A 20,747-nucleotide genomic window follows, 5' to 3' on the forward strand; every position below is an offset into this window, starting at 1 on the left:
ACTTTCAACTTTTGCCAGTGTTGATCTGTCAGCATGGTACGAGGCATAGCGAATAGTAAAATTGGGTTTGGCGATTTGATTTTACTACTTCGCTATTTTTTTAAGCTAAAAGTGTCAACACACCCTAGAAATACTCAGAGATATTCATTACATAAAACCTTCGATCGGGAGGATTGACAGGAATTTTATTGAGGCTTTTTGATACCACTTCATTCCTGGCTCTTTTTTAAAGGTCTTTGTTTCACCTTTGGCATTGCGGATTTTCCAGTTAATGTTCTGGTTGGCATCCAGAACCAGCTTATAGGCATACTTGCTTAAGTTTTTGTCCATGGTTTCGTGTACCGCACGGGCCAGATTAGGACTATTTAGCAATACGCCAATTTCAGTATTCAAATAAGCTGAGCGTGGATCGAAATTAAAAGAACCAATAAATACCTGTTTCTGGTCAATGGCCATCAATTTGGCATGCAGGCTGGAACGGCTCAGGCCTTTTAAGCTGACCTTCGCTTTTTGTGCCAGCTCTTCAGTATTGGCATTCAGGTTGTCGGCATCTGGCGCGGCCAAAAACTCGTAAAGTTTTACATCATTTTCTAGCAATTCCTGACGATATTTAGCATAAAAGGCATGGACCAGCGGCACGTCATTGGCCTTATAAGAATTGGTCAGTACTCGAACTTTGACATCTTCTGAAGCCAATTTCTTGAGACGTTCTGCACCCTGTTTTTCCGGTACAAAATAGGCCGACACGATATCCACACTTTCTTCCGGTTTTTCCAGATGCTGTAATAACTGGAAGTTCAAGTGATCTTCAGTCTTAGCCTTTGACTTGATTTTACTTGGTGGATCTTTGACGACTTCAGCTTCTACCCAATCAAGTTGAATGTTGTGTTCCAGCCATTTATCGAAAGCCTGTGAACGATTGGCCAGATTCAGGTAATTCTGGATTGCAGTATCATGGCTATATTCTTCCAGCTGCTGTTTCAGGCTCGGGTAGCGTAGCGTATGATGACGAGGATTAACAATCTGCCGCACCGGGTAGGCATAATCATCATTCCAGTATTCATCAAAAGAATGAATGATTTCATCAGAAGCGGCACCGACCAACATCACATCTACATCAGAGAACTGATAACTGTCACTGACGTTATAATACTGGTTACTCATATTACGGCCACCAATCAGGGCAATCTGGTTATCGGCAATAAAGCTTTTGTTGTGCATGCGGCGGTTGATCCGTTTTAGATCCAGCAGCATATCCATGGCACGGTATTTACGGAAACGGTAGGGGTTATACAGTTTGACCTCAATATTCTGGTGCTGGTCCAGCGCCAGATAAATACCTTCCATTTTCTTGGCATTGTTATCATCCATTAGTAGACGGACTTTTACGCCACGGTCTGCTGCCTGAATGAGGGCATGCAGAGCCAGTGCACCAATACGGTCGTTATCCCAGATATAATATTGCAGATCCAGACTGCGTTCCGCTTTATTAATCAGCTGGATACGTGCAGCGAGTGCTTCGAGCGGATCTGGTAACACGTGATAACCGGTCAGGCCAATATTCTGCCGACGTAAAGGTTCAACAATCTGGGCCAGACTGGTTTGCGATGTATCCGTTTCAAATGCCATCCGGCTAGGCTGTTCAGTTTGCGGAGGCAGCGTACTGCAAGCAGGAATGCCGAGTACCAGGCTGCAGCTCAGTAAAATGCCAGCTTTATAGCGGTAAGCTTTTGATAAGCCAGAGGGTTTTGAATGAGCGGAAGCGTGGGGAGCATTTACCATAAACATCAAAGACTGAAAAATTTGGATTGAGTATAATTGCCAGCTATGAAAAGATAAATATAAAGCCACTAATCAGCTCCTCGACTCGACAAGGCAAATCTATGTGGGATACCAGTTCCGTACTTTTTTATTTTTATCTAGGCATGGCCATTCTTGCCGTTTGGGCAGTGTATCAGGCCTGGTCGAGTCAGTCGCGTACAGAAACCATTCATCCCTTTAAAGCATTTTGTCACCTGCTGGCTTTCTATCTGGCCTATTTACTGATTCCGCTGGTGTTCTTCAGTATTTATGCAGGATGGATGGGCTACTATTCGATTCATGAGTCTATTTTTATTTTCGTGATTAGTGCCGTACTCAGTTATGCACGGTTTATCGAGCCGCATTTGATTCGGGTCGAAACCACGCCTTATCAAATCAATCCTCAACAGAAACTTAAAAAACCGGTACGGATTGCCCTGATTGCAGATTTACATATTGGCCTGTTTTCCGGACATGAACGCCAGTTAAGACAGATTGTACATAAGTTGAATCATCTGAAACCTGACTTGGTAGTGGTCGCAGGAGACTGGACTTATGAACCGGAAAATAAACTGGCACAGGAGCTGGCGGTCTTAAAAGAAATTCATGCGCCGGTATATTCGGTGACAGGGAATCATGATGAACAGTATCCTGGCCCTCCGATTCAGGAATTGCTTCGTTATGCGCTGGAAGTGAATCAGGTTATGGACATTGAAGGGCAGATTGTCGAGTTTGATGAATTTCGTCTGCTCGGGGTAGGGGATTTGTGGGCTGGAAAAACCGATATGCGCGCAATGCCGGATCTGCCTCAAGACAAGCCTTGGGTGATTCTGTCGCATAATCCAGATACCGTGGATATGGTGCCGAAATTGCCAACACGACCATTGATGCTTTCTGGACATACGCATGGTGGGCAGGTCGAGTTACCCTGGCTGACGGATTATGTGATGAAAAAGGTTTCCATTCTGGGCCATAAAAAAGGCTTGTATCGGCATGAGCATGCAGATGTATTTGTGACCGTGGGAACGGGCATGGTAGGGGTACCATTTCGTTTTCGCGTACCACCAACCATTGATATTATCGAATTGGTCTAAAAAAAACTGATTCATTCGCTGCTGTTAAAGCAGTAGCCAGAGCACAATAATAATCAGTAAAATAACGGCTGCGGTGATCCAGATTTTCTTTTCAATCTCACGGCCGGGCACACGTTTGCCGACTTGCTGTGCAGCCACCTCAGTATCTTTAGCGATGCTAAGGTTGGGATGATCTGGAACTTCCAAAGATGTAGTTACCACCGGAATATTTTCATCAGCATCATCAGTAAAGCGTGGGCCAATGTTGCCTTTATTGTTCCGATTCAGCGCCAGATCATGCTCGCGGACAATTTCATCAATGACCTGTATCGCCTGTGATTCATCTAAAGCTGTATGCGTCCGGATATAGCGAATGGCGTCCAGTTTTTTATCATCCTCTAGCAGAATCACAATATCTACCAGCTGTTCTTGAGTAAGTTGCTCAATAAGATCCTGCATCACTCTGCCTCATTATTCTCTGGCTTTATTTATTTGATTGTTCCCGAAATATCCGCAAAGAAGTAGCAAGTTTTTGTTGTGAAATCATAAAAAAAGCCAGCATGAACTGCTGGCTTTGATTGAGATGATTTAATCTGTCAAGATCCTTAGATCTGATTGTTTACATCATCATTTTTAGTTTCACGGATCAGCAAGAATGCAAGTAATGACAGGATAGAGGCTGCTGTGAGGTAATAACCTACTGCAGACAAGCCATACGTTGTTGCCAGTTTGGTTGCAATCAGTGGCGCAAAAGATGCACCAAAAATACCTGCCAGGTTAAAGGTCAGGGCAGAACCGGTATAACGTACTGAAGTCGGGAAGATTTCAGACAATACGGTACCAATCGGACCATAAGTCAGACCCATGATCGCTAGGCCAATACATAAAAAGAAGAACACAACCAGCGTACTGCCTGATTCAAGCATATCGGCAAAGAAGATACCGAAAATAGCAGAGACCACACATACCGCGATTGAAGTTGTCTTACGACCGAATTTTTCTGCAAGAACTGCTGAAAGTGGAATAAATGCAGCAAAGCACAAAGTTGCAACTAATTGCAATTGAAGGAATTCTTCACGTGTATAGCCGAGCTGTTTGGTACCCCATTGCAATGCGAATACAGTCGTCAGGTAGAACACCACGAATGTACAGATCGCAGCGATGGTACCCAATACCAGCATTTTAGAATGCTTTTTGAATACTTCGAAGAAGGGTACATTCACTTCTTTCTGCTTTTTCAACACGTTCTGGAATGCAGGGGTTTCATGCAATTTCAAGCGAATCCATAAACCCATAATCACCAGTAGCGCACTAGAGATAAATGGAATACGCCAGCCCCATTGCATGAACTCTGCTTCAGACATGAATGCGCCAAGCGTCAAGAATGAACCTGTTGCCAGAATGAAGCCAATTGGTGCACCAAGTTGCGGGAACATACCATACCAGGCACGTTTGCCTTCTGGCGCATTTTCAGTTGCCAGTAGAACCGCACCTGACCATTCACCACCCAAACCAAGACCTTGGCCTAAACGGCAAAGGGCCAGCAATAGTGGCGCAGCAATACCGATTTGTGCATAAGTTGGCAATAAACCAATGGCAACGGTAGAAAGACCCATGGTCAACAAGGCCGCGACCAGTGTCGCTTTACGTCCGATCCGGTCTCCCAGATGACCAAAAAGTGCAGCGCCGATTGGACGGGCAATAAAGGCAATCGCAAAGGTTGCCAGCGACTGAATAGTCGCAGTCATAGGATCTGTACTTGTAGGGAAGAACAGATAAGGGAAAATAATAACGGCAGCTGTGGCATAAATATAGAAATCAAAGAACTCGATTGTAGTGCCTACTAAACTTGCTGTTAAAACACGAAATTTTGAATTGGTTGCTGTAGTTTCTGTTACAGCGATAGAATCTGAAGACGCCATGAATAACCTTACACTTACTAAAAATAAAAAACTTAGTTTTAAAAGCGTAATCTTTTTAAAAAAGGCGTAATTTTTTAAAAAAACAACTGCAATCTTCTCGTTTCAACTCGCTCAGGGTCACTGAAATGAAGAAATGAGATGATTAAATCACGTAAAGATAGATAGACAGAAAATGTGATCCTGCGCCTATCAATACAAAAATGTGCCAGATAGCGTGGGTATATCTTACTCTTTTCAAAGCGTAAAACAATGCACCTACAGTGTATGCTAAGCCACCAATGATCAGAAAGGTTAAAGATTGAGCACTTAAGTACTGCTGCATATCGTCCATAACCAGTAGTGCCAACCATCCCATGACCAGATAAGCGACCAAAGAAAGTTTCTGGAAACGGTTGATGAAAATGAACTTGAATAGTGTTCCCAGTACAGCAATCACCCATAAGGCAATCAGTAAATACTGGGCTTTGGCTGTTGGAATCGCAATCGATAGAAACGGGGTATAGGTACCTGCAATCAGGTAGTAAATTGCCGTATGATCAACTTTTTTGTAAAAATAGCGTCGGTCAGCAGCAGTAGACATATGGTAGAGCATCGAAGCGGAAAACAGCAGAATCATGCTGAAAGCATAGACCCAAAGGCCAATCCATTGTCCGGTACTCAAATAAGAGCCTTTAATAATCAATAAAATACCGGCAATTAAAGCCAGTGCAGCACCGAGGCCGTGACTAATATAATTAATCCGTTCCTCATTGTGATCATAATCTGGAACTAGGGGAGCATTCTGCATGGTTGTCATTCTTTTTAAATATACACTTGTATAATAATTCAATTTTGCTTTTAAGTTAAGAACAATTAAACTTGAGCAGCAATTCATATCAGGTTTTTCTTATGTCGACATCGACTTGTCTCTCGGTTCAGGAACAACAGTTCTTGGAGGCTTTTCAGCAAGCCTTTGAAACTGATCATTTTGATCGTCTGATCTTAAGTCAGTATAAAGGTGAACTTGAACAATTGGAGAAAATGACCTTTAGAGTCATTTCGCTCAATGAACAGAAGGTTTTGAGCTGTGTCTATCGATACAAGACTCAGGATGTCACCAAAAACTATCCTTTGAATGAAGCCTTGACTCAAGTAACGGAATTATTGGCCTGTTGCAAGCAAGCTAACCTGTTTACCGATCAGGAAGAATTGCAGCTGAAGAAAAACAAGAAAAAGGCCATGCTGACACGAAGTAAAGCTAAACCTACCTCTACAAAGACAAAAGCCGAGCAGGGCCATGACCGGGTTAAACAGCGTTATGTCGATCAGGACAGTGTATTCCTACAGCATTTAGGAATCACCGATCAGCAAGGCCAGATCATTCCGAGCATGGCGCGTAAGTGGAAACAGATTAATAAATTTGTCGAGATTTTCTCAGGCGCACTGGCTCAAATCCAGCCGCAGGAACAAGGATTACGTATCGTCGATTTCGGTTCAGGTAAGGGATATTTAACCTGTGCGCTATATGATTATATGCAAAAACATGGTCAGACGCCGTATGTCACCGGCGTAGAGCTGAATCCGAAAATGGTCGAGTTCTGTCAGAATGTCGCGCAGCAATCTGGTTTTAGCCAGCTGGATTTCTTCCAGGGCGATGTGCGTACCTATGAACCGGAACGTCTCGATGTGATGATCGCTCTGCATGCCTGTGATGTGGCGACCGATTTTGCAATCCATAGCGGTATTCGCTTGAATGCACAGATCATCATGTGTGCTCCATGCTGTCATAAAGAGTTAAGACCGCAATTACAGAGTCCGAAAGTGCTGTCACCAATGTTGCAGTTTGGCATCCATGCTGGGCAGCAAGCCGAAATGCTGACGGATACCATTCGTGCCTTATTGCTTAAGGCGTATGGGTATGAAACCAAGGTCTTTGAATTTGTGGCCCTAGAACACACCAGTAAAAATAAAATGATTCTGGCGACCAAACGGAAGGATTATGGACAGCCCGATCAGGCTGTTCTCGCCCAGATTCAGGCATTGAAAGAGATGTATGGGATTCAAAAACATTCACTGGAATTGTTATTGAATAACCAGTGGGATCAGCAGGGAATTGGTTCTAAATGCTAAACAATAAAAATCTTAAAATCATGTCAGGTAGCTGGGAGGAGTTAGCCCAAGATGCCAGAGTGATACGTGAAGCCGTTTTTATTCAGGAACAGCAAATTGCTCCCGAAGATGAATGGGATGCTGAGGATGCAATCTCTACGCATTTTGTAGCTTATTTACAGGATCAAGCCGTGGCGACTGCACGCTTATTAAAGAATCACAGTATTGGTCGCGTAGCTGTATTACAGTCGGCACGTGGTACGGGTATTGGCCAAAAGATCATGCAGGCTGTGATTGATCATGCCAAGGCAGAGCAACGTGAATTCCTAAAGCTTTCTTCACAGGTACATGCGATTGGCTTTTATCAGAACTTGGGTTTTGAAGTGCAGGGTGAAGAATATCTGGATTGCGGCATTCCACATATAGATATGTATCTCAGCTTAAAAAGCTAGAAAATAAAAAAGCGAGGAAAACCTCGCTTTTTTAAATTTGATCTTGGAACTGCTTAGTGACCATGAGTGGTATTTTCATCATGACTAGCATTGTCCATCTGTGCATGTTCTTCAGCAGACATATTGTGCTCTTCCGCACTCATCTCATGAGTCTGATGAGATGAAGAGGTCGCCTGACGAGCTTCACGGTCAGCCTGTGCTTTGGCTAAAGCTTCTGGAGACATCGCAGGTGCATTCTTAAATGCATGCTGCTGGGTATTTTCTTTCTTTTGCTGGCTTGGCATGTAGTCTGGTTCATTGCTGACCGCAAGCCAGAAAAACAACATGAATAATCCACCTAAAATACAGAAGATAATCAGTGCTTTCCAACCCCAAGGTGATTTTTCAGGTGAACTGTGATCAGTCATATGCATGTACCCATCGTGGATGTCTAACTCATGTAACTTTATAACATAAATTGCCTGGAAAGCAGATCAAAATGTGTCATTTAGAGAGAATATCAAACTTAGAAATTCTATGGCGTTGAAATAAAAAAAGAGGAGCTAAGCTCCTCTTTTTAGACTCAGTTTTTAAAAGCGCTGACCTTCAGCAACTTTCTGTTTGAGTAACTGTGGCGCTTTGAAACGTTCGCCATATTTACGTTCCAAGATTTCAGCACGATTCAAGGCTTTGGTTAAACCATACTGGTTCAAGAACTGCACAGCACCTCCCGTCCAGGCGGCAAAACCAATTCCAAAGATTGACCCGATATTCGCATCGACCACTGACTCCAGCACACCTTCTTCCAGACAGCGCACAGTATCGAGGGCTTGAACAAACAGGAAGCGGTCTATCATTTCCTGTTCAGAAATATCCACTTCTTTATACCAATGCTCCAAGCCAGACCATAGCTGCTTTTTGCCCTCTTCAGGATAGTCATAAAAACCTGCACCAGCAGCTTTGCCTTTACGGTTAAACTCATGAATCATGGTTTGAATCACGGCATCCGCATCGGTGCTTGGACGTTCTTTGCCTTGTGTAGCCAGAGCCTTACGGCTTTCTGCAGCTACATGCTCAGAAAGCGTCAGAGAGACTTCATCCTGAATAGCAAGTGGTCCGACTGGCATACCGGCTTTCAGCGCAGCCATTTCAATACGAGCTGGATGCACACCTTCGGCAAGCAAACGTAATCCTTCCTGTACAAAGGTGCCAAAGACACGGCTAGTAAAGAAGCCACGGCTGTCATTCACTACAATCGGTAGCTTGCCAATTTGCTGCACATAGTCAAATGCCTTGGCTAGTGTTTCTGCTGAAGTATTTTTCCCCTTAATGATCTCGACCAGTTGCATTTTGTCGACTGGGCTAAAGAAATGCAGACCGATAAAATTTGCCTGATTCTGAGAGGCTTGAGCTAGGTCACTGATGGGTAGAGTTGAGGTATTGGATGCCATTACACCGTTGGCTGATAAATATTGCTCTGCTTCCTGAGTAACTTTGGCTTTGAGTTCCTGATTTTCAAATACTGCTTCAATAATCAGGTCACAACCTGCTAAATCTGCCATGCTCGCAGTAGCATGGATCAGAGCTAAAATCTGGTCACGTTTTTCGGCTGTTAAACGGCCTTGAGCCACTTTTTTATCCAGTAATTTCTGGCTATACGCTTTGCCTTTTTCCGCAGCTTCGACCGAAATATCTTTCAGTACCACCTGAATGCCTTTGCTGGCAGTGACATAGGCAATACCTGCACCCATCATGCCTGCGCCCAAAATACCTACTTTAGTAGCTTTCCATGGCGCAAAGTCTTTAGGACGGCTGGCACCCGACTTGATGGCATTCATGCCATGCCAGAATGTACCGATCATGTTCTTGGAAATCTGGCCAGTGGCGAGATAGGTGAAATAACGCGACTCAATTCTCAATGCAGTATCAACATCAACCTGAGCGCCTTCAACCGCAGCGGATAAAATGGCTTCAGGAGCTGGATAGCAGCCCTTGGTTTTATCACGCAGCATCGCAGGAGCAATGGCAAGCATCTGTGCGACGGCAGGCGAAGAAGGAGAGCCTCCCGGAATTTTGTAACCTTTTACATCAAAAGGCTGTTGGGAGTGCGGATGTTGTTTAATCCAGGCTACAGATTTTTCAAGTAATTCATCTAGCGATTCAGCGGTGTCATGTACCAGCCCCAAAGACTTGGCTTTTTCTACACCGAACTGTTTGCCTTCCGTCAGCAAAGGTAAGGCATTTTGCAGGCCTAGCAGACGAACCATACGGACAATACCACCACCGCCTGGCAGCAAGCCTAAAGTGACTTCAGGCAAACCAAACTTGGTTTTGGCATCATTCAGCGCAATACGATGATGGGCACATAAAGCGATTTCCCAGCCACCACCGAGTGCGGTGCCATTTAAAGCTGCCACTACTGGAATGCCACGCGTTTCTATATAACGCAGTTTGGCTTTCATATCTTCAATCATATTGAAGAATTCCGTGGCATGTTCAGGCGTCGCCTGAATTAACTCATCCAGATCACCGCCAGCAAAGAACGTTTTTTTAGCTGATCGGAAAATAATTCCGGCAATCTGTTCATCAGCCTGTAACTGGGCAACGACTTCTTCCAGAGCCGTACGAAAGTCGGCATTCATGGTATTGGCGGACTGGTTCGGAGAATCAAAGGTCAGAATGACAATATGATCTTCAGTTTTTTGATATTGAATTGCGCTCATGCTGATCCCCTTATACCAACTCAATAATGGTTGCGATGCCCATACCACCACCCACACACAGGGTAGCCAGTCCACGTTTCTTACCTTGACGTTCCAGTTCATCCAGTAAAGTGCCTAGAATCATGGCGCCGGTCGCACCGAGTGGATGTCCCATGGCAATGGCACCACCATTGACATTGACTTTGGCAGGATCAACTTTCATTTCATTAATAAAGCGCATTACCACAGCAGCGAAAGCTTCATTGACTTCAAACAGATCAATATCATCAATAGTGAGTCCGGCTTTGGCTAAAGCCTTACGTGCAGCCGGGGCAGGGCCGGTCAGCATAATGGTTGGATCGGCACCAACCAGTGCCGTTGCCAGTACTTTGGCGCGTGGCTTGAGATTTTGCTGTTGCACTGCCTGTTCGGAGGCAAGTAATACGATTGCTGCACCATCCACAATGCCTGAAGAATTACCCGCATGGTGGACATGGTTTACAGAGCCTACTTCCGGATATTTCTGTAGAGCGATGGCATCAAAGCCTATCTGGCCCATCGTTGCAAAACTTGGCTTTAATGCACTTAAGCCTTCTGCAGTTGTTGTCGGTTTAATGAATTCATCTTTGTCTAGAATCACGACGCCAGCTTTATCTTTCACTGGAATAATAGATTTATCAAAATAACCATTCGCTTGGGCTGCTGCCGCTTTCTTTTGTGATTGCTCGGCGAATTGATCTACATCTGCACGACTATAACCATCAATGGTCGCGATCAGGTCAGCCCCTATGCCTTGTGGAATAAAATCGCAAGCCATATTGGTTTCAGGATCTAATGCCCACGGGCCGCCATCAGAACCCATCGGAACGCGAGACATGGATTCAACACCACCCGCAACGACCAGATCTTCCCAGCCTGAACGAACTTTTTGTGCTGCCAGATTTACAGCTTCCAGACCCGAAGCACAGAAACGGTTGATCTGAACGCCAGCCACATCATTGTCCCAGCCTGCGGCAATTGCAGCAGTTTTGGCAATGTCTGCACCCTGATCACCGATTGGAGTCACACAGCCCAGCACAATATCATCCACCTGAGATGTATCCAGGTTATGGCGTTCTTTCAGTTCATTTAAGAGCGTAGTCAGTAAACTAATTGGTTTAACTTCATGTAATGATCCGTCTTTTTTTCCCTTTCCGCGTGGCGTGCGAATGGCATCAATAATATAGGCCTCGCTCATACAATATCCTTTTCTTGCTTTACTGAAATTGTTCTAATGCTTCGAGTGTAATGATTAAATCTTGAAGTGCAATGACGAGAACGGACCAGATCATTTGAGCAATTTGGTCAGTCTTGATGGATTAAAAAGCGGGCATAAAAAAGCCCAAGTCTGGAGCTTGGGCTAGGGGCTTGTAGCGCTTAATAAACGATACTTTTCAAGTATACATTTTTAGAGCAAGGTTTTTAATGGTAACCGTGTAACTGACGGTATAGGCCTGGTGTTACCCCTGTCCATTTTTTGAAAGCACGGTGGAAAGTACTGGTTTCACTAAAGCCGACCTGTTGCGCAACATCTTCCAGAGTCAGATCCGGATTAAGCAATAAGTGAATTGCGGCATCACGGCGCAGTGCATCTTTCACGCCCTGATAGCTCTTGCCTTCGGCAGCCAGACGGCGACGCAGGGTTTGTGGAGACAGATAGAGCATTGATGCGACATCGTTCAAAGTCGGCATTTCTTCACCGATCTGGCTCTTCAATACATCACGGATACGAGAAGTCAGCGAGTTGGTATTTTTAAATTTGACTAGAAGTTGAGCCGGAGCTGCTTTCAGGAATTCTTCCAGCGTTTCTTCATTCTGGCGAATTGGCAAATCCAGATAATCCGCTGCAAAGGTAATTTCAGTACGCGGCATATCGAACTGCATCACAGGTGCAAAGAACAGCGCATCGTATTCATCTGCATGCGCAGGGCGAGGGTAACTGAAATGTACACGTTCCAGCGGCAGACGACGTTCAATTAACCAAGATGCCAAGCCATGCCAGATCATCAGCATGCTTTCGGTAATAAAGTGTTCCGGATCCATCGAATTTGGAATCAGGGGGACCAGACGCGCTTCATGCTTGTCACGTTCCAGGGTTACAGACCAGTCATCACCAAAGAGTTTGTAAAATTGTGAAGAAAGCTCGAGTGCATCGCCCAGCGTTTTGGCATGGATAATCAGCTGACACATAATCGCGAAAGTGCCCAGACGACGCGGCTGCTTGTCAAAACCGACATGTTCGTCCTGTGTCACCATCCAGAGCATCTTGATAAAACGGGTATATTGTTCAGGCGAAATACGGGCCTTCGGCTGATGCAGAAGCTCGGCTTCAATCCCAACGTGAGACAATAAAGTATCGACATCCATGCCCAGGCGCTTAACGCCGTATAAGGCTGCATTGACGAAATGGATACTGATCGTATCACGACTCATGTTTAATCCTTCAGTCTCTTTAATGTTCACTAATATTTGACCTAAATGACAAAAAATAAAAAATCAATGGCAATTTACAAGAATCCAATTACCATTTTCTTACATGTTAAATTGCCGAAACTATCAAGGTAAATGGCTGAACATGACATTGTTTTTGGGCATTTATGTTCTTATGATGAGGCAAAAAGCGATATAAATAGAGTAATAACTCCAATGTCATATGCATTAAAAGGTTTGAAAATATTAGATTTTTCTACATTATTACCCGGTCCATTTGCTACATTATATCTTGCAGACATGGGTGCAGAAGTTGTGCATATTGAATCACCCACACGTCCTGATCTGGTGCGTTTAATGCCACCTTTTGCACATGGACAGGCCACAACGCATAATTATCTGAATCGAAACAAACATTCTGTCGCACTGGATTTAAAGAATCCCGAACATATTGAACAGATTAAATCCCGAATTGCAGATTATGACATTATTGTAGAACAATTTCGTCCAGGTGTGATGCAACGGCTTGGTCTGGATTATCCAACGCTCAGTGCGCTCAACCCACGCTTAATTTATTGCTCGATTACCGGTTATGGCCAAACGGGTCTATATAAAGATCGGGCAGGGCATGACATTAACTATTTGGCTTTATCTGGGATTGCTGGGCATAGTGGCCGGATCGAAAGCGGACCACCGGCAATGGGGATCCAGATTGCCGATGTCGCGGGTGGCTCCATGCATGCGCTGGTTGCCATTCTGGCAGCGGTGATTGAGCGGCAGAGCAGTGGTCAGGGACAATATATTGATATTTCCATGACCGATTGCGCGGCGACATTAAATAATATGGCAGCTTCTGCCAGTCTGGCGGGTAATCAGCATCAGCAGATAGAATCCGGTTACTTAAATGGTGGTACCTTTTATGACTATTATCAAACTCAGGATAATCGCTATCTATCAATAGGCAGTCTGGAGCCTCAATTCATGCAAGGTCTGGCACAATTGCTGGATTTGCCGATTCTTCTGGAAAAAGGTGCTTCTTTTGCACCTGAAGATCATGCTTTAGTGAAACAGGCGATTCGCGATAAAATCATTTTCCAACCTCTATCTCACTGGCAAGCCTTATTTTCTCAGGCGGATTTCTGTGTCGAGCCTGTATTAAAGCTTGATGAAGCCCTGCATTCTGAGTTGGCACAGCAACGCGAATGGGTGGTGCAGGTACCAGTTAAAGTAGATCAGCGGGAGCAAACCGAAGCTCAACTGGCTTGCCCGATCAAGTTTTCAAGATCAACTATGCGATATCAATTTATTGGTCAGGCTTTAGGCGAAACCAAAGAGTGGTAATTGAGCGACTTTCTCATTTTGGTTTATGAAAAAAACTGCTAAAGATTTAAAAAATAAATCATTCACGTTAAAAATCAGAAGAAGCTGATCTAAAGCTTTATATCATTGAAAGTTTGCTAGGCTTATCAATAAAATCGCTATGAAATATGTATAAAAAGCATTTTATTGATAGATTCAATGTCGTTATCCTTGCCGACGATATAATAGAAACTACTAGCTGTACGCCATGTATTTATATACTGATTTCGATCAGCAACTGATTAATGAACGTGTTGCACAGTTCCGTGACCAGACGGAACGTTATTTAGCGGGCAAATTGACGGAAGATGAATACCGTCCGCTCCGCCTTCAAAATGGTCTTTATGTACAACGTTATGCGCCTATGTTGCGTATTGCGGTACCTTATGGCCTGATGAATTCTAAACAACTTCGTAAAGTAGCTGATCTGGCGAAAGAGTATGATCGTGGCTATGCACACGTTTCAACCCGTCAGAATATCCAGTTTAACTGGCCTGCACTAGAAAACGTGCCTGATATGCTGGCTGAACTGGCAACCGTGCAAATGCATGCGATCCAGACTTCAGGGAACTGTATCCGTAATACTACCACTGACCAGTATGCAGGTGTGGTGGCAGGTGAAATTGCAGATCCACGTCCGACCTGTGAATTGATCCGTCAATGGTCAACTTTCCACCCGGAATTTGCTTTCCTGCCACGTAAGTTCAAGATTGCGGTATCTGCGCTGGAAGAGATTGACCGTGCAGCAACTTCATTCCACGATATCGGTGTCTATATCGTAAAAAATGAAGCTGGAGAAATCGGTTATAAAATTAAAGTCGGTGGTGGCTTGGGCCGTACGCCAGTAATTGGTAGTTTTATTCGTGACTTCCTACCACGTGAAGACCTGATTGCTTATCTTGAAGCAGTACTACGTGTCTATAACCTGCACGGCCGTCGCGACAACAAATATAAGGCGCGTATCAAAATCTTGGTAAAAGCTCTGACGCCTGAAGTCTTTGCTGAGAAAGTTGAAGCTGAATTTGCGCATACTGTTAAAACGTTAAAGATTGATGCTGAAACGCTGGCGAAAATGGATGAAAACTTTACTCCATTTGATTACCAGGATTATGCAGATGAAGATTTCACAGAGCTGTTTGCCCAGTATCCGAAGTTTAAGCAATGGTTCAACATCAATACCAATGCACATAAAGTGAAAGGTTATCGTATTGTCACGATTTCACTGAAACGTGCAGGCATTGCACCGGGTGATGTGACCACTGAGGAAATGAACCTGATTGCAGATCTTGCAGACAAGTACACCTTCGGTGAACTGCGTACGACTCACGAGCAAAATATTGCGCTGGTAGATGTACCACAAAAAGACCTGTTCGAATTGTGGCAGACGCTGGATCAGCATAACCTGGCACGTGCGCATATCGGTTTCTTGACTGACATTATCTGCTGCCCAGGTGGTGACTTCTGCTCACTAGCGAATGCGAAATCCATTCCAATTTCTGAAGCGATTTCACGCCGTTTTGATGATCTGGATACCATTTACAACTTGGGTAAACTGGACCTGAACATTTCAGGTTGTATGAATGCCTGTGGTCATCACCATGTAGGTAACATCGGAATACTGGGTGTAGATAAAAAAGGCGCTGAATTCTATCAGATCACTTTAGGTGGTAATGCGGATCATGATGCCTCTATTGGTGACATTCTTGGGCCATCATTTGCTGCAGAAGTGGTGCCGGATATCGTAGAAGAAATTCTGAATACTTATCTTGACTTGCGTCAGGACGGTGAAGAGTTTATCGATACTTATCGTCGTGTCGGCATTCAACCATTCAAGGAGCGCGCATATGCTTAATACCGCACTACAAGTGCTCTCTAAAGATGGCACAATTGCAGATAACACTTACCAGCTAATTGGTGAAGATGGTATATTGCCACAGGGTGATGTAGTTCTGACTGTAGAGCAGTTAGACCAGATTGCCAATATTTCTGGTAAAAAAGCATTGTACTTAACGGTTGATGCTTCACCTGAAACCAATGAATTTCCGCTTGACCAACTTGATGCGATTTTTATTGAGTTTGCTGGTTTTAATGATGGCCGTGGTTATTCATTTGCTGCATTGCTTCGCCGTCAAGGCTTCCAGGGTGAGCTGCGAGCGACTGGTGATGTGTTCAAAGATGTCTTGAACTACATGAAGCGTTCTGGTTTCGATACTTTTGTCATTAAAGAAGGTAAGGATATTCAGGAAGCCGCTGCAGGTTTGGGTGATTTCACTAATCCGTACCAAGCTTCAACAGCAGTGCCAACACCGAATTATCAAACTGGGGCTTAATTCGCCTTCAACTAAAAAAGCCTCCATCTGGAGGCTTTTTTGTATTTAAACCTTAGGGTGCACGTTCTTCAAGTAGGCAGTTAATCATCCATTGCACTCCGAATTGATCCGTAAAGGCACTATAAAGCGCACCCCAAAAGGTTTTTTCTAAAGGCATTTCGATTTGACCATTCACCGATAAAGCTTCATAGAGTCGTTTGGCTTCATCCTGTTCATTGGCACCTAAAATAATCGCAATATAGTGGTTAGTGCCTTTACTAAATGCTGGTGTGTTTTCAGTACAGAGTTTGTTATTGATATCAGAGCCCATGAGCTCTGTGTATTCATTAATTGGAAGTGAGATATGCAAAATCAGATTTTTTTCTTCATCTGATAAATCAATTCCTTGCTGTCCAGGCGTATCTCCATAACGGGTTAGACTGGAAAATTCGCCACCAAATACCGAACGATAAAAGGTAAAGGCAGCTTCGGTTTCACCCTGAAAATTAAGATAGTGATTAAGTCGCATGCAGGCTTCCTTTTCTTGTTTTGAATCCCTTTAATTTACGCCTTGAATTGAATTTGATTGATAAAGAAGCTTTATGAAAATGTAAGTAAAAGAATTTACTTTATAGATGGATTATAAAAAATGAAATATTTATAAAATAAAAAGAGGGCTATAAAAGCCCTCTCTGTTACTTGATTATAAAAGAGTTAGATCAGTTCGATTGCGACCGCAGTTGCTTCACCACCGCCAATACATAGCGCAGCGATACCACGTTTACCGCCTGTACGTTTCAATGCATGAATCAAGGTCAGGATAATACGTGAACCTGTAGAACCAACCGGGTGACCGAGCGCACATGCACCACCATTGATGTTGACTTTTTCAGGATCAAGCTTGAACTCATCCATTGGGCACATGGTGACCATAGCAAACGCTTCATTGATTTCCCAAAGGTCAACTTCCTCAGCTTTCCAGCCAGTTTTATCCAGAACTTTCTGAATCGCACCCACTGGCGCAATCGTGAATTCAGATGGATGCTGGGAGTTTGAAGCATAAGCAATGATTTTAGCCAAAGGCGCTAAACCTTTAGCTGCTGCATTGTCGCTTGAAGTCAGCACAAGGGCAGAGGCACCGTCTGAAATAGAGCTGGCATTTGCTGCCGTAATGGTCCCGTCTTTTGCAAAAGCAGGGCGTAGAGTTGGAATCTTGTCAATATTGGCATTGAATGGTTGCTCATCCTTATCAATGACTACATCACCTTTACGGGTGGAAACAGTGACTGGCACGATTTCATCAGCAAAGTAGCCTTCATTGACTGCAGTTTGAGCACGTTTCAGTGAACGGATTGCAAATTCATCCATCTGTTCACGTGTATAACCTTTGCTATTTGCCATATCTTGAGCAAATGAACCCATCAGGCGACCAGTTTCGGCATCTTCCAGGCCATCGAGGAACATATGATCCTTGATTTCACCATGACCCATACGGAAACCGCCACGCGCTTTTGGCAATACATATGGCGCATTGGTCATGGATTCCATACCACCAGCAACTACATAAGTTGCAGAACCTGCCTTAATCATATCTGCCGCTTGCATGACTGCTTTCATGCCTGAACCACATAATTTGTTGATGGTTACTGCCCCAGTAGAATCAGGCAGACCTGCTTTGCGCATCGCTTGACGAGCAGGGCCTTGTTTTAAACCTGCTGGGAGTACACAACCCATAATGACTTCTTCAATATCGGTCGGCTGCAAGCCTGAACGTGCAATCGCTTCTTTGATGGTGGCAGCGCCCAGTTCAGGTGCAGTAACGCTAGCCAGGCTACCTTGAAAGCCGCCCATCGCTGTACGTGCGCCATTGACAATTACGATGTCAGTCATTGTTATATCTCCCTATAAGTTTTGATCATTTTTTTCTCGAACCTAAGCAGTATATTGAAAAAAGTACAGGATTAAAGTCCTAATCTGGATAAATCATAGACTCTAGGGTTTTATTAACAGGAGGCCATATGTTCGATCCGGATATGTCCCATTTTATTCAAGACAATACGTTGCTGGGACGAAAGGTGAGTAGAACAATAATAAAAGCTGCCATTCGATCCAATTGGTAAAGCCGTCTGGGCTTGATAAGTTACGTTCGGCATACTTAAAGCACCTCGCCAACTCAAGTTACCGTATTTAAGATTAAGTTGTTCAATGTGTAAAATTTGTTCGTCATTGTCGACTTGACGATTACGGTTTTTATCAATAAATACCAGCAAATTTTTATTCCATTGGTTTGCTTGGCAGGTTAATGAATCTTGACTGGGACAAATCACAATATTCTGGTGAAACACAGCTGCCTGGCTGCGTGCATAACGATTGGTTGCTGTAAGTTTCATCGGAATATTTTTGGCTTCCTGCTTGGATAAATAATCATGAAAGTAAGGCAAGGCAATTGTGACCACAATTGCGATAAGGGCAATACAGATAATTAACTCAACAATAGTGAACGCTCTTGTTATCTTTTTATACATAGAGTTACCTGATTTATATATTATTTTTATTTGAAACATGCTATTAATTGTACGTTTTTTATGCTTAATTGAGCGAGTAAGAAATGCCTTACTCAAAATTCAAAAAGGCGCTTAAAAATAAATTGGCAATGACAATAGGCGATTCACAACAAAAAATTGAGTAAAAAATTACTGAATTACAACGGAAATTGTAAGTAATTTTGTCAATAATTTACTTGATTAGATTAATCAAGCACTTGGAAAAATAATAAAGTGTTTGTATGATGCGCAGTGAATAGCTTAAAAATAACACTGGGGTAAAAAAAGCCTATCTCAGAATGGCCTATTAGAAGGCTTGAGCTTGAACAACAATTGTTATCTCTGGAGGATAAATCCATGAAAATGAGTCGTATTGCTTTAGCAATGCTTGTAGCTGCTCCTTTTGCTGCTGCAAACGCAGGCGTAACTGTTACTCCATTAATGTTAGGTTATACTTGGCAAGACACCCAACACAACAATGGCGGTAATGACGGTGAGTTATTAATTCCATCTCAAGGTGAAATGCAAGACGATTTATTCGTTGGTGCTGCGATTGGTGTTGAACTAACTCCATGGTTAGGTTTCGAAGCTGAATATAGCCAGGTTAAAGGTGATGTTGATTGGGCAGAGCCAGGTGCAGAATACAAAGGTCAGAACATTGCAGGTAACTTCTATGCAACTTCTGATGTGTTCACTGGCAACTATGACAGCAAAATCAAGCCATATGCATTGTTAGGTGCTGGTCATTACAAATATGAATTTGATGGTGTAGATCGCGGTACTCGTGGTGATGAAGAAGAAGGTACACTAGGTAATGCTGGTATCGGTGCATTCTGGCACATCAACGATGCTTTAGCGCTACGTACTGAAGCTCGTGGTACTTATCACTTTGACGAAAAATTCTGGAACTATACAGCACTTGCTGGTCTTAACGTAGTTTTAGGTGGTCGTTTGAAACCAGCTGCTGACGTTGTAGAAGTTGCTCCAGTTGAGCCAGTAGCTCCAGTAGCTCCAGCTCCACAAGAGTTGACTGAAGACCTGAACATGGAACTTCGCGTGTTCTTTGATACGAATAAATCAAACATCAAAGACCAATACAAACCAGAAATCGCGAAAGTTGCTGAGAAGCTAGTTGAATATCCAAACGCAACTGCTCGTATCGAAGGTCACACAGACAGCACTGGTCCACGTGCATTGAACGAACGTTTATCTCTAGCTCGTGCTAACTCTGTTAAATCTGCACTTGTTAACGAATACAACGTAGATGCATCTCGTTTGTCTACTCAAGGTTTCGCTTGGGATCAACCGATTGCTGACAACAACACTAAAGAAGGTCGTGCTATGAACCGTCGTGTATTCGCGACAATCACTGGTAGCCGTACTGTTCTAGCTGAACAACCAGCTGCTCAATAATTCGTTATTGAACAGTGATTAAAAAAAGCGACTCTTTGAGTCGCTTTTTTTATGGCTGTTTTTTGCATACACTTGCTGCTCGAAACTGATTTGGAGTTAAAGCATGAGTATAGAACTCCCTCAAGACTTACAAAGTCTGGAAGCTAATAGTGGTATTTATGCGATCTGGATGGTTTTTCATCATTATGGAATAGATCTGCAGATTCCTGATCTGGTGCAATTGACACAGCATAATGATGAGATGGGAGCTTCCAGTATTGCGCTCGCTGTTGCCCTTAAGACATTGGGACTCGATGTTGAGTTTTTTACAGAAACTGATCCTAATAAACAGCTACTTGAAATCCAGTTTTATCAAAAAGCACAAGAACTCAAAGTGCCTGTTCATGAATATCCACTTTCTTATACAGATATTCAAAAATCAGTGGATAAAGGCCTTTTTGTAATCGTGTTCTACGATACGCTTGAAGGGGTGGGGAACCATTCATTAATTTATGAAATCAATGAAAAAGAAATCAGTTTCTTTGATAGTTTTGATGCTATGTCTAAAGAAGTATTCGAACAGCAGCGTCGAGTAGAAGGTATTTGTCAGCAAGTCATCGTGATTGATGACCGTAATTTTGTCATGCGTCATAGCTGAT

At 43.5% G+C, this 20,747-nt stretch carries 19 protein-coding genes; 8 read left to right on the top strand and 11 right to left on the bottom strand.

From position 1 onward, the window contains the following. Positions 1 to 147: 147 nt before the first annotated feature. The gene (locus FTU46_RS12135; RefSeq protein ID WP_171521878.1) at positions 148 to 1,782 is read right to left on the bottom strand and encodes a phospholipase D family protein; all 1,635 of its coding nucleotides are present in this window, start codon (positions 1,780 to 1,782) and stop codon (positions 148 to 150) included. Between the two features lie 101 nt (positions 1,783 to 1,883). Here FTU46_RS12135 and FTU46_RS12140 point away from each other — a divergent pair, with 101 nt between their 5' ends. Beyond that, positions 1,884 to 2,894: a metallophosphoesterase gene (locus FTU46_RS12140; RefSeq protein ID WP_034704127.1), complete on the top strand. Its 1,011-nt coding sequence runs from the start codon at positions 1,884 to 1,886 to the stop codon at positions 2,892 to 2,894. A 24-nt stretch (positions 2,895 to 2,918) separates the two neighbouring features. Here the strand turns inward: FTU46_RS12140 and FTU46_RS12145 are convergent, their stop codons facing one another. The 3 genes from FTU46_RS12145 to FTU46_RS12155 all read right to left on the bottom strand — a co-directional run bounded on the left by FTU46_RS12145 (position 2,919) and on the right by FTU46_RS12155 (position 5,582). Further along, positions 2,919 to 3,332 (bottom strand): hypothetical protein, encoded by a 414-nt coding sequence (locus FTU46_RS12145; protein ID WP_180018596.1) that lies wholly within the window; start codon positions 3,330 to 3,332, stop codon positions 2,919 to 2,921. 146 nt (positions 3,333 to 3,478) lie between these two features. Continuing rightward, on the bottom strand, positions 3,479 to 4,795 hold the full coding sequence (locus FTU46_RS12150; protein ID WP_180003873.1) for an MFS transporter: 1,317 nt from the start codon (positions 4,793 to 4,795) through the stop codon (positions 3,479 to 3,481). A 142-nt stretch (positions 4,796 to 4,937) separates the two neighbouring features. Then, positions 4,938 to 5,582 carry a hemolysin III family protein gene (locus tag FTU46_RS12155; RefSeq protein WP_034704133.1) on the bottom strand — a complete coding sequence of 215 codons (645 nt, stop codon included), beginning with the start codon at positions 5,580 to 5,582 and terminating at the stop codon, positions 4,938 to 4,940. 101 nt (positions 5,583 to 5,683) lie between these two features. On the opposite strand from FTU46_RS12155, the gene FTU46_RS12160 reads away from it, so the two are divergent. Together FTU46_RS12160 and FTU46_RS12165 are read left to right on the top strand one after the other, a co-directional pair. Then, positions 5,684 to 6,904, top strand: a complete 1,221-nt coding sequence (locus FTU46_RS12160; protein ID WP_180105070.1) for an SAM-dependent methyltransferase — start codon at positions 5,684 to 5,686, stop codon at positions 6,902 to 6,904. Then, on the top strand, positions 6,898 to 7,335 hold the full coding sequence (locus tag FTU46_RS12165; protein ID WP_180105071.1) for a GNAT family N-acetyltransferase: 438 nt from the start codon (positions 6,898 to 6,900) through the stop codon (positions 7,333 to 7,335). The genes FTU46_RS12160 and FTU46_RS12165 overlap by 7 nt, the downstream gene beginning before the upstream one ends. A gap of 53 nt (positions 7,336 to 7,388) precedes the next feature. Here the strand turns inward: FTU46_RS12165 and FTU46_RS12170 are convergent, their stop codons facing one another. From FTU46_RS12170 to FTU46_RS12185, 4 genes are all read right to left on the bottom strand, one after another. Next, the gene (locus tag FTU46_RS12170) at positions 7,389 to 7,742 is read right to left on the bottom strand and encodes a hypothetical protein (RefSeq protein ID WP_180105072.1); all 354 of its coding nucleotides are present in this window, start codon (positions 7,740 to 7,742) and stop codon (positions 7,389 to 7,391) included. 162 nt (positions 7,743 to 7,904) lie between these two features. After that, positions 7,905 to 10,037 carry a 3-hydroxyacyl-CoA dehydrogenase NAD-binding domain-containing protein gene (locus tag FTU46_RS12175; RefSeq protein WP_180105073.1) on the bottom strand — a complete coding sequence of 711 codons (2,133 nt, stop codon included), beginning with the start codon at positions 10,035 to 10,037 and terminating at the stop codon, positions 7,905 to 7,907. A gap of 10 nt (positions 10,038 to 10,047) precedes the next feature. Beyond that, complete coding sequence (locus FTU46_RS12180; protein WP_004785200.1) at positions 10,048 to 11,253, bottom strand: acetyl-CoA C-acetyltransferase; 1,206 nt, start codon at positions 11,251 to 11,253, stop codon at positions 10,048 to 10,050. Positions 11,254 to 11,477: 224 nt separating this feature from the next. After that, positions 11,478 to 12,488, bottom strand: coding sequence for an AraC family transcriptional regulator (locus FTU46_RS12185; protein WP_004785199.1), 1,011 nt, complete (start codon positions 12,486 to 12,488; stop codon positions 11,478 to 11,480). 213 nt (positions 12,489 to 12,701) lie between these two features. Between FTU46_RS12185 and FTU46_RS12190 the strand changes: the two genes are divergently transcribed. From FTU46_RS12190 to FTU46_RS12200, 3 genes are all read left to right on the top strand, one after another. Beyond that, positions 12,702 to 13,826, top strand: coding sequence for a CaiB/BaiF CoA-transferase family protein (locus FTU46_RS12190; protein WP_180105074.1), 1,125 nt, complete (start codon positions 12,702 to 12,704; stop codon positions 13,824 to 13,826). 226 nt (positions 13,827 to 14,052) lie between these two features. Next, complete coding sequence (locus tag FTU46_RS12195; RefSeq protein ID WP_180105075.1) at positions 14,053 to 15,696, top strand: nitrite/sulfite reductase; 1,644 nt, start codon at positions 14,053 to 14,055, stop codon at positions 15,694 to 15,696. Next, on the top strand, positions 15,689 to 16,174 hold the full coding sequence (locus tag FTU46_RS12200) for a DUF934 domain-containing protein (RefSeq protein WP_180105076.1): 486 nt from the start codon (positions 15,689 to 15,691) through the stop codon (positions 16,172 to 16,174). The genes FTU46_RS12195 and FTU46_RS12200 overlap by 8 nt, the downstream gene beginning before the upstream one ends. A gap of 52 nt (positions 16,175 to 16,226) precedes the next feature. On the opposite strand, the gene FTU46_RS12205 is transcribed toward FTU46_RS12200, so the two are convergent. From FTU46_RS12205 to FTU46_RS12215, 3 genes are all read right to left on the bottom strand, one after another. Beyond that, a complete protein-coding gene (locus tag FTU46_RS12205; RefSeq protein WP_180105077.1) occupies positions 16,227 to 16,682 on the bottom strand; it encodes a VOC family protein in 456 nt (151 codons plus the stop codon). A 185-nt stretch (positions 16,683 to 16,867) separates the two neighbouring features. Further along, entirely contained in the window at positions 16,868 to 18,043 is a 1,176-nt protein-coding gene (locus tag FTU46_RS12210; RefSeq protein WP_180105078.1) for an acetyl-CoA C-acyltransferase, read from the bottom strand. Between the two features lie 113 nt (positions 18,044 to 18,156). Further along, complete coding sequence (locus FTU46_RS12215) at positions 18,157 to 18,678, bottom strand: GspH/FimT family pseudopilin (RefSeq protein ID WP_180012175.1); 522 nt, start codon at positions 18,676 to 18,678, stop codon at positions 18,157 to 18,159. A 375-nt stretch (positions 18,679 to 19,053) separates the two neighbouring features. Between FTU46_RS12215 and omp38 the strand changes: the two genes are divergently transcribed. Continuing rightward, positions 19,054 to 20,109, top strand: a complete 1,056-nt coding sequence (gene omp38 / locus FTU46_RS12220) for an outer membrane protein Omp38 (RefSeq protein WP_180105079.1) — start codon at positions 19,054 to 19,056, stop codon at positions 20,107 to 20,109. Between the two features lie 103 nt (positions 20,110 to 20,212). Further along, positions 20,213 to 20,746 carry a cysteine peptidase family C39 domain-containing protein gene (locus tag FTU46_RS12225; RefSeq protein WP_180105080.1) on the top strand — a complete coding sequence of 178 codons (534 nt, stop codon included), beginning with the start codon at positions 20,213 to 20,215 and terminating at the stop codon, positions 20,744 to 20,746. The last annotated feature ends 1 nt before the right edge of the window (position 20,747 follow it).

Origin of the sequence: Acinetobacter sp. YH12108 (assembly GCF_013419055.1) — a bacterium.
Classification (GTDB): domain Bacteria; phylum Pseudomonadota; class Gammaproteobacteria; order Pseudomonadales; family Moraxellaceae; genus Acinetobacter.

Excerpts from the sequence above, each read along its gene's own strand:
- FTU46_RS12135 (WP_171521878.1), bottom strand. The coding sequence starts at position 1,782 with ATGGTAAATGCTCCCCACGCTTCCGCTCATTCAAAACCCTCTGGCTTA.
- FTU46_RS12140 (WP_034704127.1), top strand. The coding sequence starts at position 1,884 with ATGTGGGATACCAGTTCCGTACTTTTTTATTTTTATCTAGGCATGGCC.
- FTU46_RS12145 (WP_180018596.1), bottom strand. The coding sequence starts at position 3,332 with ATGCAGGATCTTATTGAGCAACTTACTCAAGAACAGCTGGTAGATATT.
- FTU46_RS12150 (WP_180003873.1), bottom strand. The coding sequence starts at position 4,795 with ATGGCGTCTTCAGATTCTATCGCTGTAACAGAAACTACAGCAACCAAT.
- FTU46_RS12155 (WP_034704133.1), bottom strand. The coding sequence starts at position 5,582 with ATGCAGAATGCTCCCCTAGTTCCAGATTATGATCACAATGAGGAACGG.
- FTU46_RS12160 (WP_180105070.1), top strand. The coding sequence starts at position 5,684 with ATGTCGACATCGACTTGTCTCTCGGTTCAGGAACAACAGTTCTTGGAG.
- FTU46_RS12165 (WP_180105071.1), top strand. The coding sequence starts at position 6,898 with ATGCTAAACAATAAAAATCTTAAAATCATGTCAGGTAGCTGGGAGGAG.
- FTU46_RS12170 (WP_180105072.1), bottom strand. The coding sequence starts at position 7,742 with ATGACTGATCACAGTTCACCTGAAAAATCACCTTGGGGTTGGAAAGCA.
- FTU46_RS12175 (WP_180105073.1), bottom strand. The coding sequence starts at position 10,037 with ATGAGCGCAATTCAATATCAAAAAACTGAAGATCATATTGTCATTCTG.
- FTU46_RS12180 (WP_004785200.1), bottom strand. The coding sequence starts at position 11,253 with ATGAGCGAGGCCTATATTATTGATGCCATTCGCACGCCACGCGGAAAG.
- FTU46_RS12185 (WP_004785199.1), bottom strand. The coding sequence starts at position 12,488 with ATGAGTCGTGATACGATCAGTATCCATTTCGTCAATGCAGCCTTATAC.
- FTU46_RS12190 (WP_180105074.1), top strand. The coding sequence starts at position 12,702 with ATGTCATATGCATTAAAAGGTTTGAAAATATTAGATTTTTCTACATTA.
- FTU46_RS12195 (WP_180105075.1), top strand. The coding sequence starts at position 14,053 with ATGTATTTATATACTGATTTCGATCAGCAACTGATTAATGAACGTGTT.
- FTU46_RS12200 (WP_180105076.1), top strand. The coding sequence starts at position 15,689 with ATGCTTAATACCGCACTACAAGTGCTCTCTAAAGATGGCACAATTGCA.
- FTU46_RS12205 (WP_180105077.1), bottom strand. The coding sequence starts at position 16,682 with ATGCGACTTAATCACTATCTTAATTTTCAGGGTGAAACCGAAGCTGCC.
- FTU46_RS12210 (WP_180105078.1), bottom strand. The coding sequence starts at position 18,043 with ATGACTGACATCGTAATTGTCAATGGCGCACGTACAGCGATGGGCGGC.
- FTU46_RS12215 (WP_180012175.1), bottom strand. The coding sequence starts at position 18,678 with ATGTATAAAAAGATAACAAGAGCGTTCACTATTGTTGAGTTAATTATC.
- omp38 (WP_180105079.1), top strand. The coding sequence starts at position 19,054 with ATGAAAATGAGTCGTATTGCTTTAGCAATGCTTGTAGCTGCTCCTTTT.
- FTU46_RS12225 (WP_180105080.1), top strand. The coding sequence starts at position 20,213 with ATGAGTATAGAACTCCCTCAAGACTTACAAAGTCTGGAAGCTAATAGT.